Origin of the sequence: Peribacillus sp. B2I2 (genome assembly GCF_041261685.1) — a bacterium.
GTDB lineage: Bacteria > Bacillota > Bacilli > Bacillales > DSM-1321 > Peribacillus.
Window position 1 is genome coordinate 4,881,757 of sequence record NZ_JBGCCB010000001.1, and the last position, 14,636, is coordinate 4,896,392.

The following is a 14,636-nucleotide window of genomic DNA, read 5'->3' on the forward strand; positions in this document are numbered from 1 at the left end:
TGCTCGCCTAATTTGTATACCATCAATCCTAATTCCATGACGTCCCTCTTCTTTAGCACGGTATACTTTACTTGTGTGTTTGGAAGCTTTTACTCGACAGAATCGGTGCTTTACTCGTGAGTTCCGGTGCTTTACTCGTGAATTTCGTGCTTTTACTCGTGAGTTTTGGTGCTTTACTCGTGAATTCCGGCGTTTTACTCGTGAGTTCCGGCGCTTTACTAGTGAGTTTTAGCGTTTTACTCGTGAATTCCACATTTCCCACCACAAAAAAAGAAGCGCCATAATGATTGATATGGCACTTCTTCTTTTGCAATTATGGCAATACCGATGCTCCCATCAAGTAGCGGTCCACTTCACGTGCTACTTCACGGCCTTCATTTATCGCCCAAACGATGAGGCTTTGGCCTCTCCTTGCATCTCCGGCAGCGAAAACGCCTTCGACATTCGTTCTGTATTCGCCATAGACGGCATCAATTTTTTGATTGACTGTTTCTACGCCAAATTGAGTTAATAGTGGCTGTTCAGTGCCTTCAAATCCGATTGCGATGAAAACGAATTGGGCAGGCCATACTTTTTCAGTTCCTGGAACTTCCCTGAAAATGTATTTTCCATCTTCACCTTTGATTTTTTCCATTGAGATTGTATGCAGTTCTTTAACGTTTCCATTTTCATCGGCTACGATTTTCTTTGTTTGGATGGAATATTGACGCGGATCTGCACCAAATTTCGCTTCCGCTTCTTCATACGCATATTCTAGTGAAAATACATTCGGGTAGGCCGGCCACATATTATCAGATGTACGGGCCGTCGGAAGGATTGGATGCTTCCCGAATTGTACGACGCTCTTACATTCCTGGCGAAGGGCAGTCGCGACACAGTCCGCTCCTGTATCCCCGCCGCCGATGACGATGACATCCTTACCCTTCGTGTCTAAAAATTTGCCGTCTTCAAAATTGGAGTCCAACAGGCTTTTAGTCGAAGTGGTCAAGTAATCCATAGCAAGGTGAATGCCTGATGCCCCGCGGCCTTCAATTTCCAGGTCACGCTGCTTTTGGGCACCTGTGCATAGGATGACTGCATCATATTGATCTTGCAGTTCTTCGGCTGAAATATCTTTGCCCACTTCCGTATTGGTAATGAAATCGATGCCTTCTTGGGTCAATAATTTGATCCGGCGTGCAACGACATCTTTTTCAAGTTTCATGTTCGGGATGCCGTATGTCAACAGCCCGCCTGCACGGTCTGCGCGCTCATAAACCGTGACAGAATGACCTGCTTGATTTAACTGATCGGCACTCGCCAATCCTGCTGGGCCTGAACCGATGATGGCAATTTTCTTGCCGGTCCTGCTCTCAGGGATGCGAGGCGTGATCCAGCCATTTTCAAATCCTTTATCGATGATGGTCCGTTCAATGTTCTTGATGGTAACCGCAGGGTCGCTTATCGCTACCGTACAAGACCCTTCACATGGGGCCGGGCAAACTCGCCCGGTGAATTCAGGGAAATTATTCGTTTTCGACAAACGGTCCAATGCTTCTTTCCATCTGCCGCGGTAAACCAAATCATTCCACTCCGGGATCAGATTATGAATCGGACAGCCTGTTGTGACTCGGTTCAATTCCATGCCCATATGGCAGAAAGGGGTCGCGCAGTCCATACACCGCGCTCCCTGTGTACTTAACTTTTCATCAGAGAAAGGAGCTGTATATTCTCTCCAGTCGCTTAAACGAGTGAGAGGATTCCGGTCTGTTGGCTTTTCTCGCGGATAATCCATAAATCCTGTTGCTTTTCCCATCTTTCTCTCCCCTTCCTTACTGCATCACAGCTTGTTTAGTGATTTTTTTATCTTGAACGGAATTTGCCTGAAATGCACTCATGATCGCTTCTTCATCCGACAACCCAGCGTTCTTCTGCTCATTGATGCTTTTCATCATCCGTTTGTAATCTTTCGGAATGACTTTTACGAATTTCTTAACGAAATCCTCCCAGTTCTCCAGTACATAAGAGGCTTTTGCACTCTCTGTATAATGAAGGTGGCTGTAAAGCATTTCTTTTACCTCGTTTGCATCATCCATATCCGCCAGCGTCTCGAATTCTATCATTTCACCATTGCATAATGCCTTGAATTCTTCTGCATCATCGGCAAGTACATAAGCGATGCCGCCTGACATTCCTGCCGCAAAGTTTTTGCCGACGTCGCCAAGGATGACCACACGACCGCCTGTCATATACTCACAGCCATGGTCTCCAATTCCTTCAACCACGACATTGACTCCACTGTTCCGTACGGCAAATCGTTCTCCCGCACGGCCATTAATGTAGGCCTCGCCGCTTGTTGCACCGTATAAGGCGATATTACCGGCAATTACATTGTCCCCGGCCTCAATCTGATTCCCAGAAGGTGCCGTGACAATGATCTTTCCGCCAGATAATCCTTTCCCAACATAGTCATTGACATCACCTGTCAAATACATCGACATTCCTTTTGGAATGAACGCACCGAAGCTCTGGCCCGCCGATCCCGTAAAGCGAAGTGTGATCGTATCTTCAGGCAAACCATCTTCCCCATAGCGTTTGGATACTTCACTGCCGACGATCGTTCCCACCACACGGTTCACGTTTGTAATCGGGAAGCTGACATCCACTTGGGTTTGATCATTTAAAGCAGGCTGCACCACAGGTAAAATCTCACGGATATCTAAGGATTCGTCAATTTTATGGTTTTGCGGAAGTTGATACGTACGTATCCCCTCCGGTTGGAAAAGAAGTGTCGTCAAGTCCAGATGCTTCGCTTTCCAATGGTTTTGTGCCCGCTCGCTCACTTGTAAAACATCAGTGCGGCCGACCATCTCCTCTAGTGTTCTAAAACCAAGCTCAGCCATCGTTTCCCGCACTTCCTCAGCGATGAAGCGCATGAAATTCACGACATGATCCGGATCTCCAGTGAATTTGCTGCGAAGCTCAGGGTTTTGAGTAGCTACCCCGACTGGACATGTATCCAAATGACAAGCACGCATCATGACACAGCCAAGTACCACAAGCGGTGCCGTAGCAAAGCCGAATTCTTCCGCTCCAAGGATTGCCGCCATGACAACGTCGCGTCCCGTCATTAATTTCCCGTCCGTTTCAAGGACTACACGGCTGCGCAGGCCATTCAGCATCAATGTTTGGTGTGCTTCAGCAAGGCCAAGCTCCCAAGGAAGACCCGTATGTTTGATACTTGTTTTTGGTGATGCACCCGTACCGCCATCATACCCGCTGATAACGATGACATCTGCGGCACCTTTGGCCACACCCGCTGCAATCGTGCCTACGCCTGCTTTTGACACTAGCTTGACGCTGATCCTGGCATCACGATTCGCATTCTTTAAATCATGGATCAGCTGTGCCAAATCCTCAATCGAATAGATATCATGATGCGGAGGCGGTGAAATCAGGCCGACACCTGGTGTGGAACCACGAACCTCTGCAACCCAAGGATATACTTTATTCCCCGGTAGCTGGCCGCCTTCACCCGGCTTTGCACCTTGTGCCATTTTGATTTGAAGTTCATCGGCATTGACTAGGTAATGGCTTTTCACACCAAAGCGTCCAGATGCAATTTGTTTAATCCCGCTACGGCGGTTATCACCATTTTCATCCACTTGGTAACGGCTTGGGTGTTCCCCGCCTTCACCGCTATTGCTTTTTCCGCCTAAACGGTTCATCGCGATCGCCAATGTTTCATGTGCTTCCTGACTCAATGAACCGAATGACATCGCACCCGTTTTGAATCGGCTGACGATGGATTCCACGGATTCCACTTCATCTATTGAAATGCTTTGGCGCTTTTGATCGAACGAGAATAAATTCCGTAAAAATCCGAGTCTCTCTTCATTCGCCAAGTTTGAATATTGCTTAAATAAATTATAATCGCCTTTCCGGCAGGCCCATTGCAGTGTATGGATCGTTTTAGGATTGAAAGCATGATGTTCCCCTGTTTTTCTCCATTGAAAATCACTTCCGCTTTCAAGTGTTTGGTCAAGGGAATCAGCTGCAGCTTTTCTATGGCGAATCAACGCTTCATCCGCTATCGTTTCCAAATCTATCCCTCTAAGCTGCGATGCCGTACCACTGAAATAGCGTTCGATTACATCAGCACCAATTCCGACTGCTTCGAAAATTTGTGCCCCACGATAACTTTGAATCGTGGAAATCCCCATTTTCGACATCACTTTTACGATACCTTCCGTCAAGGAGCTTACATATTTCCTTACCGTTTCTTCGTAGCTGATGGCTAAACTGCCTTCCAATACAGCTTGCTTATATGTTTCATAAGCAAGGTATGGGTAAATCGCATCCACTCCATACCCGATAAGGGACGCATAATGATGGACTTCCCTTGCTTCACCCGATTCAACGATAATGCTCACTTTCGTACGGTTTCCATGACGGATAAGCTCTTGATGAAGGGAGCTCGCAGCCAACAAGGAAGGAATCGCAGCCTTTTCTTTGCTCATATCCTTGTCAGATAATATCAAAAGGCTGACACCATCAGCGATCGCTTGTTCCGCTTCACGGCAGATGCGATCGAGTTCACTCTCTAAATCTTCTGAAAATAAAGTGTGTATGACTTTGCTTTTGAATTCCGGGAAGGCATTTTCCTTCAACTGCTGCATTTGACCTGGCGTCAAAACAGGTGAATCCAATTGAATGCGGCGGCTGTTCGTTTCATCCGGTTTCAGCAAATCTCCTTCCGCACCCAGAAATGTCATCGTTGACGTGACGATCTGTTCACGAAGCGAATCGATTGGCGGGTTGGTTACTTGTGCAAAGGATTGTTTGAAATAGTTGAATAGCGACTGCGGACGATCTGATAAGACCGCTAACGGAATGTCATTCCCCATGCTGCCCAGCGGGTCTTTGCCTTCGGTAATGACGCGGCAGTAAATATTTTTGGACATCTTCATATGTGTATCCGAACGCTTTTTGCCTGAATAACAAATCACTCAATGGCTTCCCTTCGGTCACTGGTTCTTCGTCACTTAATTGAACAAGCTGTTCGTCCAGCCATTGCTGGTATGGATTTTCCTGAGCCATTTCCGTCTTGATTTCTTCATCGGAAACAATACGGCCTTCCTCTAAATCTATTAAAAGCATTCTGCCTGGGCTTAAACGATCTTTATATAATACATTCTCCGGCTCCACATCGATCACGCCGACTTCGGAGGAGAAAATGATGTAGTCATCTTTTGTCACATAATACCTTGCAGGCCTTAAACCATTTCGATCCAGGATTGCCCCGATTTGCTTGCCATTCGTAAAGGATATGGCCGTCGGACCATCCCATGGCTCCATGAGCATGCTATGATATTCGTAAAATGCCTTCTTTTCCTTCGTCATATGCGGATTTTCCGTCCATGGTTCAGGAATGAGCATCATGGCCGCATGTGCCGGTTTACGCCCGGCTAGGACGAAGAATTCAAGTGCATTATCAAGAATCGAGGAATCACTGCCGTCTATATCCAAAATGGGCAGTACCTTTTGCAGGTCATCTCCGAATGCTTCTGAAACAAACTGCTGCTCACGCGCTTTCATCCAATTCACATTGCCTCTAAGCGTATTGATTTCGCCATTATGAATCAGGTAACGGTTTGGATGTGCCCGTTCCCAACTAGGAAAAGTATTCGTGCTGAAGCGGGAATGCACTAAAGCGAAAGCCGAAACGAAATCCTCCTGTTGAAGGTCAAGATAAAATGCATCCACCTGCTCAGGTGTCAACAAACCTTTGTAAACGATCGTAGTACTTGAAAGGCTGGCAAAATAAAAACGATTCCCACGTTCACGAGCCCAGTTTTCAGCTTGTTTTCTAATAATGAACAATTTACGTTCAAAAGCTAAATCATCGGTTATTCCTTCACTGGCACCGATGAATACTTGGCGGATCGTCGGACATGTCTCCTTACCGACCTCCCCGATTTTCGCTGCATCAACAGGGACCGTTCTCCAGCCTAATAGCGTTTGGCCCTCTTGTTCGATAAATGCATTCAAACGAGCTTCAATTTCATTCCGTTCATCCTCATTGTTAGAGAAAAAAAGCATGCCTACACCGTAGCGCCCTTTTGCTGGCAAATTCATCTCCGGGCATGCCAGCCTGAAATATTTATCGGGAATCTGCACCATTAATCCTGCGCCATCTCCTGTAAGGGGATCGCTGCCTTGTCCGCCGCGATGATCTAATTGGCACAGCATCTTCAGTCCTTGTTTGACGATGTCATGTGTAGCAAGCCCTTTTAAATGAGCGTATAAACCGATCCCACATGCATCATGTTCAAATTCAGGATGGTAGAGCCCTTGTGCTTTTGGTATTTTATTGTATGTCATATTAATCGCCCCCATCGTATTCTTACACCGTTATATCACTTACATTTATTCTAGGTTTTCAAATCGATATAAACAATATATAATTCTAATAGAATCTATCTCAATTTGAGATGAATGGTTGGAGGATGAATAAATGGAACTACGGCAATTACGTTATTTTGTTGAAGTCGCCGAGAGAGAACACGTCTCTGAAGCCGCAGAGCACCTGCATATCGCACAATCAGCAATCAGCCGGCAAATTTCCAGATTGGAAGATGAGCTTGGCGTCCTTTTATTTGAAAAAATCGGCCGAAATATTCAGTTAACCCCTATCGGAAAAATATTCCTTATCCATGCAAAAACGGCGATACATGCGATAGAATATGCCAAATATCAAATTGAGGAGTTTTTGGACCCTGAACACGGAACCATTAAGATTGGGTTCCCGACTAGCCTTTCCACCCATTTACTGCCTACCGTTATTTCTGCTTTTAAAGATGAGCAGCCGAATATCGGGTTCCACTTAAGACAGGGATCTTATTCCTCTTTAAAGGAAGCCGTCAAAAATCGCGAAATCGGATTAGCCTTCCTTGGACCAATCCCGACAAACGATCCAGATATCGAAGGTCATATCCTGTTCACGGAAAACATTTCCGCTTTACTGCCCATAACTCACCCATTAGCGGAAAGGAAGAGTTTGCGACTAAATGACTTACGAAATGATCCATTCGTCTTGTTTCCGAAAGGATACATCCTTCACACTATCGCTATCGAAGCGTGCAAAGCAGCTGGTTTCGCACCGAACATCACCTCGGAAGGTGAAGACATGGATTCCATTAAAGGTCTCGTATCAGCCGGAATCGGAGTCAGTCTGCTCCCTGAAAGTACGTTTTATGAAGTCACTCCAAGACTTACCGTCAAAATCCCGATCGATACACCCGAAGTCAAACGGACTGTTGGCATCATCACTCCAAAACACAGGGAATTGGCTCCATCGGAAAAGGTGTTTTATGAATTTGCCAAAAAGTTTTTCTCTGTTCTCGAGCAATATCAATAAAATATGGCGATCCTTCTAAACTGTGAATGTGAACGAAGATGGGACAGCCTTTTCCATAAATGATTTCACTAGACAACTTACAAATAGCCCACTGTTCGAATAACGTATCAAGATTATTCGTTCAGGAGGAACTTAAATGACACCCACCCATTCACATCTTGCATGGCATGAAACACTCGAGCTTCATGAATTGGTCGCCGCCCAGTCCAATGCCCTTATGAAATTTAAAAAAGCTTTTCCAAAAATAAAAGACCCCATTTTAAAAACGATATATAAGCAAACGATTGATACCCTTACCCAAAACATCATGGAGCTGCTGCAATTTTACCCATTGGCGCCTAAGACGGGCCGGGATGACGATGTATTAAGGGATGACGCTTCGGCCGCTGCTGCCGGGGAATTGCTGGGCTTTGCCAAATCATCCATCAAAAGTTATGCACTTGCCATTACTGAAACAGCCACCCCTTCTCTTCGAAAAGTATTTAAGAAACATTTAAATGGAGCCATCGATACCCATGCCAAGATTTTCAACTACCTTTATGAAAGAAACCTCTATCCTGCATACGACTTGAACCAACTGCTTCAAAATGACGTCGATGTTGCCAATAAGGCTCTTTCCCAACCATTCTAAATGCAAAAAAAGGTAAGCATACCGATTGCTTGCCTTTTTTGCCGCGTTCCGATTCCGATTTTCATTATAATGTTATAATATATAAGAATTGGTTTTAATTAGGTTGAAAGTATTAAAGAGGTGAAAATCATGAAAAAGATCTTTTTATCCATCAGCATATCCCTACTATCATTTTCTTTAGTCGCCTGTAAGGCTGATGGGCCAAAATCCGAGAATATCCTTTCAGTTCCTGAGTTGACCGCTAGGGAAAAAGCAATCCTGGAGAGTTCAAGTGAACATTCCTTCCTTATCGATTTCAAAGTTGATGATACATACAAGGAGATATCCGTCTGGGTCGAGAAATATGAATTTGGTAAACTAGTTGAGGATGAAAAAGGCCGCATGACAACTGGGGTTGAAAAGAATGGGACGATTATCTTCACCACATCCAAAACGGATGATGACCAAGATCAATCGATGTTCAATATCAGCATTCAAAACGATGACGGTTTGGTTTCAGCTACTTATCCTGAGAGCATTGATAGAAAGGATTCCAGCGTATGGGGCAGTCCTGATAATATCAATATTAACAGCACAACAAAGCTTGCATTGGCGAGTATATGCTACTCAAGCGGAAATGGAGGCATACGTTCACTTTCCACTGATTTTTATGGTGATATGGATGGCCATATGGACGAGTTGAAGGAATACGATGTTGTCTACCTCCTGAGAAGTGAATTCACTAAATGAGCTGACAAATGCAGGTGCAAGTTGAATCGAACTTGCACCTGCAAAGTTTTTTTTTAGCACGCTAATACTACAAAACTCTATGGTTTCAAGAAAATAAATGAGCCATTTGAAGATTCAAAAAAGGGTTGGCGATCAAATTGATGAAGTGAAAAAGCCCCTGCAAATGCTGATCTTGCTCATTCGATATATGAGCAAGTCCAAATAATGGGTATGGGAAAATTTTAATGAGTAAATTTTTCTACATTTTAAAAAGGGGTTGAAGGAAGAGGCATTTGGGTGTAATCTTTTAAAATAAAAAAAAACGGAAAGAAGATATTAAATTGAAGAAAATCATCCTCCTCTTTGCAGCAGTAGTCATTGCGAGCTCTCTCGGACATCAAATAACCGGCGGATATAATGACCCTCGAAAATCCCGCCCTAGGTATATACATTTGAAATAAGGAATCCTGCAAGATGACAGATTACGGATCAATGTTCCAACATTCCCCTAGTTTATCGTAAGTACACTAGACTTTTTTACCGAGATTAAAATAAGCTAATGAGAGTCCGCCAAGAGCGTACAAGTTCTTATTGTTCTAATATAAATTTTGTGAATTTATTTAAAGTCCTTCACTTCTAAATTAATACCATCTACTTTATCTTTATAGATAAAGAATGAAATTAATATATGGTTATCCTGATCAATATATTCAATTAATTTGTCAGTTTGATCACTGGAGCGCTCTATATAGTTTCCCCCATAGATTTTAATTAAGTCTTTTTCAGATGTACCTATGGAAACATTCTTAGAAGTCTTGGAGCTAGAATCAAAAGTTTCAATTCTATATATCCTGTTATTTTTTTTACCCTTATGTACAGTAATTCGTTTATTTAGATTTTTATCGATGTTATACATTTTATAACCCGGATGGCTAACATCTTTAGCGAGAGAAAAAAAGTGGTTCTTTCGATACTTTTCCATACTGTCCAATAAATATATATGATCTATATTTTCTTTTGATAGATCTGTCGTTTTTGTTTTATATTCATAAAACTTATACCCTACAAAAAAACTTATTACTGCTAAAATGATTATAGTAAATAACAAAAAATTGTTTGCTTTTTTTATTTTTTCCAATCACCGATACTCCTGAAAATTAATGGCTCTATTAAATGATAGTGTTGATTTTACCAAAACGATAAGGGGCCCATTATGGGGTCTTTAAAATTATATATCATTCCTGTCTTAAAATCTTATGAAACATCCTTGGCTTATGTTTACCAAAACCATTTATTAGTTCTTTTCCAAATATAGTTATACTTTTTTCCCATGGATGCCCTAAAAAGCCCCACTTAAAATCCTTCTGAATAAAGAAATAGTAATCGCCATTCGGAAAGATTGGTATTATCCATTCACCGAATTCATCTCTTTCAAACTTTACGTTTGGATTTACCCAATAACATTCGTGCTGCCAATCGAGTGCCAGTATATATTCGTTAAATGATGTGTTCTCTTTAAATACAAGTAATGCCTTTTCTTCGAGGTCATCATAAGCATCCAAATCCACTGACTCTCCGAAGTAATCAGAAACATCATATGTTATAAAAGGATACGGCACTTTAAAGGACGGAAATTCAGAAATACTTGGCTCAAATTTAAAATCTCTATATATCCTTTCCCAAATTTGGTCGTACTCTTTGTCCGAAAAAGGAACCCAGTTCTTCATTAAATAACCACCTTTAAATTGCAGTTGCTAGGATCTCAAACTATTAAATTTCCTAAAATTTCTCATTATTTCTCTCCAATACCAGATCGCCCTCATTTGATATAAAACCATCTTTATCCATTTTCTTAATATATACGTTATAGCCCTTTTTCAGTTCGATCTCGATTGGTTTTTTCACTTTTTCGTCAATTTCCCATTGAATCGTTTGCAAGCTTTCGGTTTCCGTTTCATCTTTTATATCGACAAACACTCGGATTTTATCATAATGACCAGGATCTTTCATGATGATTTTTTGATTTTTTTTCACTACTTTTTCAAATTCAGAAGGCTTGAATTCGATCTTCCCTTTAATCGACATTTTCGCATTTAGATAAAAAGGCCTTGCATGTAAAACAGCATTTTTATGCATTTTATCGCCAAAAAACTCTGCTTCACTATCGAGGGCTTTAATATCATAATAGCCCTGATCGATATCCTTGCCGACAATGATGTTTTGTGATTCCATGGAAGCCGCATTATTTTCCGTATTTCTATTAGCGGCACTCATCGCTGAAGAAACAAAGTACACTTTATAAATAAGAAATCCGCCTACTAATAGGAATAAACTTAACGCGGCTATGCTTTTATTTAGAGTCAAGGACGATTCCTCCATTATATAATAACTTATCCTTAATTACTTTCCTGATCATTTACCTCCAATATTAGATCACCTTCATTTGATATATATCCATCTTTTCCTGTTTTATCGATATATACGTTATAGCCCTTTTTCAGTTCGATCTCGATTGGTTTTTTCACTTTTTCGTCAATTTCCCATTGAATCGTTTGCAAGCTTTCGGTTTGCGTTTCATCTTTTATATCGACAAACACTCGGATTTTATCGGTTGTCCTTGTTAGTACATAATTCCCCGCTGGTATCTCTGTACCGACCACATAATGACCAGGATTTTTCATGATGATTTTTTGTTTTTTTTTCCCTGCTTTTTTAAATTCAGAAGGCTTGAATTCGATCTTCCCTTTAATCGAGAATTTCACATTCATATGAAAGGGCTCTGCATGTAAAACAGCATTTTTGTGCATTTTATCGCTACCAACTTCCGCTTCATTATCGAGGGCTTTAATATCATAATAGCCTTGATCGATATCTTTCCCGACCATGATGTTTTGTGATTCCAACACCTTATAGGAAGCAGCATTATTTTCCGTATTTCTATTAGTGGCACTCATAGCTGATGGAACAATGTACACTTTATAGATAAGGAATCCGCTTATCAATACGAGTAAAGTTAACGCGGCTATGCTTTTATTTAGAGTCAAGGACGATTCCTCCATTATCCATCTTTACATACTCATCGGCTAATTCCTCCAGGTCCTGTTTATGATGGCTTGTCAACAGAATGAGGGCGCCGCGCTCTTTTTCTTCCTTCAAGATCTGATAAACTAGCGTAACACCTTCTTCATCGATTGCATTTGTCGGTTCATCCAATAATAAAATGTCCGGTTTTTCAAATATCGCTTGGGCGACGCTTAGACGCTGCTTCATTCCTAAAGAAAATTTTCCAACCTTCATTTTTGATTCCGGATCAAGGCCGACTCTTTTTATATTCGCTTTAATATCTTCATCAGTGGCAATATTCCTGATTTTTGCTAATATTTTCAGATTTGTATAAGCGTCATATTGGTGCAGCAGCGAAGTGTTTTCAATAATGACGCTGCAATTAGCAGGAAAGAAAATATCTTTATGAAGAATTTTTTCGTCTATGGCAATTTCTCCTGAGCTTGGCATGATTAATCCTGCTATTGCTCTAAGCAGCATCGTTTTACCGGAGCCATTCCTTCCATACAAACCATAAATTTTCCCGCTGTTAAACTCATAATTGATATCATGCAAAAGTGTCTTCTTCTTCATCTTTTTATGTAAAGAACTAATTCGTATTTTTGTCATTGTGCACCTCGTTAAATTAAATCGATTTTCTTTAATCGTCTATAGGTTAAAACAGTTAAAATGATCGTCATTACGGTTAAAACGATATAAGCATTTACTGTTGATATTCCGCCAGTTTCAAGTACATCATTTCTTACATACATGCCGAAATTGGGAAGCAAAAAATATAAAATCCACGTCAGCTTTTGTGTAGATAATAGAACTCCGCCTAATGTAACCGAAAAAAGCACATAAACATTTATCAGCAATAAAGATACTTCCTCCGTAAAATGCAATTCGAGTGCCATTTGAGTAGAGATTAGGAAAATATTGGACATCATATAAAGACCTGCTATACAAATCAATGATGGCAAATCATGATAAAAAAAGGTCTGATCGACATTATTTATAAAAGCGAATACGATCGAGATAAGAAGTTGAATTAAAGATAATCCAGATATAAGGATCATTAAGTTCCCGATTCTTCTAAACCCAAGTTTCACCCTGCTTTTTTCCCTGATCATGAGGTAGACCCCATAACCGGAAATATATTGCCGCAAATAACCTAACGACAAAAAACTCAATCCAGAAAAAAACATATACCATGTTCCCAATACAACAAACTTATTACTGATTGGAACTCCGCTAACGATCATATATCCCGTAAGATCGGCTTTAGAGCCATCGAAATAATCAAATAGTAAAATTTGCAACAAAATGACGATCAACATCGTTAAGAAGATTCGTTTAGTCATCAGAAACACCAAAAATGAAATCTTTTTTCTCGATCGCAAATAGCCCAAGTAAAACCATCACGAGAGATAGAAATAATTCTTTTCCAATCATGATTAGCGAATAATATCCTGTAATTCCGCTGCTTAATAAAGGATCGATAACATTTGCGGAACTGGCAGGGCCCCAGACAATATTCAGCTGACTCTTCATCACATATAAGAGAAAACAGATACAAAAGGTTGCTGCCGTCGCAATGATTGAATTGGAATAATCAAAAATGAAATAATAAAGCAGGCCAATCGAGAAATAAATACACGTTAATAGTGCTAGATTAAGTAGAGATAAGTTCCAATATTTTGATGATATAAAGTGAAATCTATCAAATAAGAAAACAGCTACGAAATTAATCATTAAGATGATGAACGCAAAGATAAACGAACTTATAAAAACTTGGATGCTCCGTCTCCGATACATGTCGATTCTTGATGTTAAGCGAACGATAATATGTGGATGCTCATCTTCAATAAAAAAACGATAAAATAGTAACAAAGGAATAATATATGTGATCAGTAAATTTTTAACTGAGAGATAGCCTTCTACACTCGCACTTACATCACTGATCAAAAGATACGCTGGGTCTAGCTGCTTGATTTTTAAATAATGAATATTATAGGTCATCCATAAACATCCAAATAACAGAACAAGCAGCAGTGATACATACACTTTTTTTTGATTAGACTTCATCACTTTTCACCTTATACATGAACCCGACCGTGATGATCGCTAAAAAAAGGATGGTCGATCTAAAGAAAATAAAAACGAAAGCTTCCAAGGTCACTTCGTTAAAAGGCTGGATGATCATTGCTAATGAATAATTCAGCCCTAAAATTTGTGAAAACCAGATAACAAAGCTTAACGGATATGTATACTTTATATCCGGGAAACACCAACTAAGAACAGTCGCCATCCCTGCACATAAACTAGTGTAAAACCCAAAAATGATGATATAAACCACATTGGTGACAGCAGGCATTTGGTTGTTGAGTGTATATATAGGATTTTCCGGGAATAAATCTGGTGACAACCCTTTGTCAAATTCACCATTCATGAAAACCATATAGACAATGAGCATATTTAACAGCAAGCAAGCCACTATCACTAAAAAGGAAAATGACATATTTCCTAATAACATGGTTTTATAATAAGAATATCGCCCTTTTTTGGTCGCTACGATATATCGATAGCCTGTTTTATAGTCTTGGATATAGCTGTCGGCGCACAGAATCAATAGAAAAATGGGCAAAAACCAGATTAGTAGTATTTGCATCATATGACCTAATGAACTTGACTGCAAAAAGGTCGCCAAATGGGGCATGATCCATGATTCTGAAACATTGCCGATCAAGATAAATATGTCAATAATAACAATCGCCAAAATACATAACACGATGAACTTTGTTTTTTTATTATTTGTTAATCGATAATAATAACTATTCATTTTGTCTCCCTTTA

At 40.7% G+C, this 14,636-nt stretch carries 13 protein-coding genes and 1 pseudogene; 4 read left to right on the plus strand and 10 right to left on the minus strand.

Annotated features, from left to right (window positions below; genetic code table 11):
* The first annotated feature begins 71 nt into the window (after window positions 1-71).
* Complete coding sequence (locus ABIE66_RS24260; RefSeq protein WP_370016595.1) at window positions 72-284, plus strand: hypothetical protein; 213 nt, start codon at window positions 72-74, stop codon at window positions 282-284.
* Window positions 285-313: 29 nt separating this feature from the next.
* Here ABIE66_RS24260 and gltD read toward each other — a convergent pair whose 3' ends face one another.
* Together gltD and gltB are read right to left on the minus strand one after the other, a co-directional pair.
* Entirely contained in the window at window positions 314-1,795 is a 1,482-nt protein-coding gene (gltD, locus tag ABIE66_RS24265) for a glutamate synthase small subunit (protein WP_370016596.1), read from the minus strand.
* A gap of 16 nt (window positions 1,796-1,811) precedes the next feature.
* Window positions 1,812-6,363 (minus strand): annotated as a pseudogene (gene gltB, locus ABIE66_RS24270) (glutamate synthase large subunit).
* Between the two features lie 133 nt (window positions 6,364-6,496).
* Here gltB and gltC point away from each other — a divergent pair.
* The 3 genes from gltC to ABIE66_RS24285 all read left to right on the plus strand — a co-directional run bounded on the left by gltC (window position 6,497) and on the right by ABIE66_RS24285 (window position 8,759).
* The gene (gene gltC / locus ABIE66_RS24275) at window positions 6,497-7,399 is read left to right on the plus strand and encodes a glutamate biosynthesis transcriptional regulator GltC (RefSeq protein ID WP_370016597.1); all 903 of its coding nucleotides are present in this window, start codon (window positions 6,497-6,499) and stop codon (window positions 7,397-7,399) included.
* Between the two features lie 136 nt (window positions 7,400-7,535).
* Window positions 7,536-8,030 carry a spore coat protein gene (locus ABIE66_RS24280; protein WP_289326688.1) on the plus strand — a complete coding sequence of 165 codons (495 nt, stop codon included), beginning with the start codon at window positions 7,536-7,538 and terminating at the stop codon, window positions 8,028-8,030.
* Between the two features lie 129 nt (window positions 8,031-8,159).
* Window positions 8,160-8,759 carry a hypothetical protein gene (locus tag ABIE66_RS24285; protein WP_370016598.1) on the plus strand — a complete coding sequence of 200 codons (600 nt, stop codon included), beginning with the start codon at window positions 8,160-8,162 and terminating at the stop codon, window positions 8,757-8,759.
* A 595-nt stretch (window positions 8,760-9,354) separates the two neighbouring features.
* Here the strand turns inward: ABIE66_RS24285 and ABIE66_RS24290 are convergent.
* From ABIE66_RS24290 to ABIE66_RS24325, 8 genes are all read right to left on the minus strand, one after another.
* Window positions 9,355-9,876: a hypothetical protein gene (locus tag ABIE66_RS24290; protein WP_289326690.1), complete on the minus strand. Its 522-nt coding sequence runs from the start codon at window positions 9,874-9,876 to the stop codon at window positions 9,355-9,357.
* A gap of 97 nt (window positions 9,877-9,973) precedes the next feature.
* A complete protein-coding gene (locus ABIE66_RS24295) occupies window positions 9,974-10,465 on the minus strand; it encodes a DUF2716 domain-containing protein (protein WP_370016599.1) in 492 nt (163 codons plus the stop codon).
* A gap of 52 nt (window positions 10,466-10,517) precedes the next feature.
* On the minus strand, window positions 10,518-11,102 hold the full coding sequence (locus ABIE66_RS24300; RefSeq protein ID WP_370016600.1) for a hypothetical protein: 585 nt from the start codon (window positions 11,100-11,102) through the stop codon (window positions 10,518-10,520).
* A 32-nt stretch (window positions 11,103-11,134) separates the two neighbouring features.
* Window positions 11,135-11,782 carry a hypothetical protein gene (locus tag ABIE66_RS24305; protein WP_370016601.1) on the minus strand — a complete coding sequence of 216 codons (648 nt, stop codon included), beginning with the start codon at window positions 11,780-11,782 and terminating at the stop codon, window positions 11,135-11,137.
* Window positions 11,769-12,410: an ATP-binding cassette domain-containing protein gene (locus ABIE66_RS24310; protein ID WP_370016602.1), complete on the minus strand. Its 642-nt coding sequence runs from the start codon at window positions 12,408-12,410 to the stop codon at window positions 11,769-11,771. Before ABIE66_RS24310 ends, ABIE66_RS24305 begins: the two co-directional genes overlap by 14 nt.
* A gap of 11 nt (window positions 12,411-12,421) precedes the next feature.
* Window positions 12,422-13,144 carry a DUF2705 family protein gene (locus tag ABIE66_RS24315; RefSeq protein ID WP_370016603.1) on the minus strand — a complete coding sequence of 241 codons (723 nt, stop codon included), beginning with the start codon at window positions 13,142-13,144 and terminating at the stop codon, window positions 12,422-12,424.
* The gene (locus tag ABIE66_RS24320; RefSeq protein WP_370016605.1) at window positions 13,137-13,868 is read right to left on the minus strand and encodes a WxPxxD family membrane protein; all 732 of its coding nucleotides are present in this window, start codon (window positions 13,866-13,868) and stop codon (window positions 13,137-13,139) included. The genes ABIE66_RS24315 and ABIE66_RS24320 overlap by 8 nt, the downstream gene beginning before the upstream one ends.
* Window positions 13,858-14,622: a DUF2705 family protein gene (locus ABIE66_RS24325; RefSeq protein WP_370016606.1), complete on the minus strand. Its 765-nt coding sequence runs from the start codon at window positions 14,620-14,622 to the stop codon at window positions 13,858-13,860. The genes ABIE66_RS24320 and ABIE66_RS24325 overlap by 11 nt, the downstream gene beginning before the upstream one ends.
* Window positions 14,623-14,636 lie beyond the last annotated feature (14 nt).

Coding starts and splice junctions, on each gene's coding strand:
- ABIE66_RS24285 (WP_370016598.1), top strand. CDS start 8,160: ATGAAAAAGATCTTTTTATCCATCAGCATATCCCTACTATCATTTTCT.
- gltC (WP_370016597.1), top strand. CDS start 6,497: ATGGAACTACGGCAATTACGTTATTTTGTTGAAGTCGCCGAGAGAGAA.
- ABIE66_RS24320 (WP_370016605.1), bottom strand. CDS start 13,868: ATGAAGTCTAATCAAAAAAAAGTGTATGTATCACTGCTGCTTGTTCTG.
- ABIE66_RS24310 (WP_370016602.1), bottom strand. CDS start 12,410: ATGACAAAAATACGAATTAGTTCTTTACATAAAAAGATGAAGAAGAAG.
- gltD (WP_370016596.1), bottom strand. CDS start 1,795: ATGGGAAAAGCAACAGGATTTATGGATTATCCGCGAGAAAAGCCAACA.
- ABIE66_RS24315 (WP_370016603.1), bottom strand. CDS start 13,144: ATGACTAAACGAATCTTCTTAACGATGTTGATCGTCATTTTGTTGCAA.
- ABIE66_RS24295 (WP_370016599.1), bottom strand. CDS start 10,465: ATGAAGAACTGGGTTCCTTTTTCGGACAAAGAGTACGACCAAATTTGG.
- ABIE66_RS24280 (WP_289326688.1), top strand. CDS start 7,536: ATGACACCCACCCATTCACATCTTGCATGGCATGAAACACTCGAGCTT.
- ABIE66_RS24325 (WP_370016606.1), bottom strand. CDS start 14,622: ATGAATAGTTATTATTATCGATTAACAAATAATAAAAAAACAAAGTTC.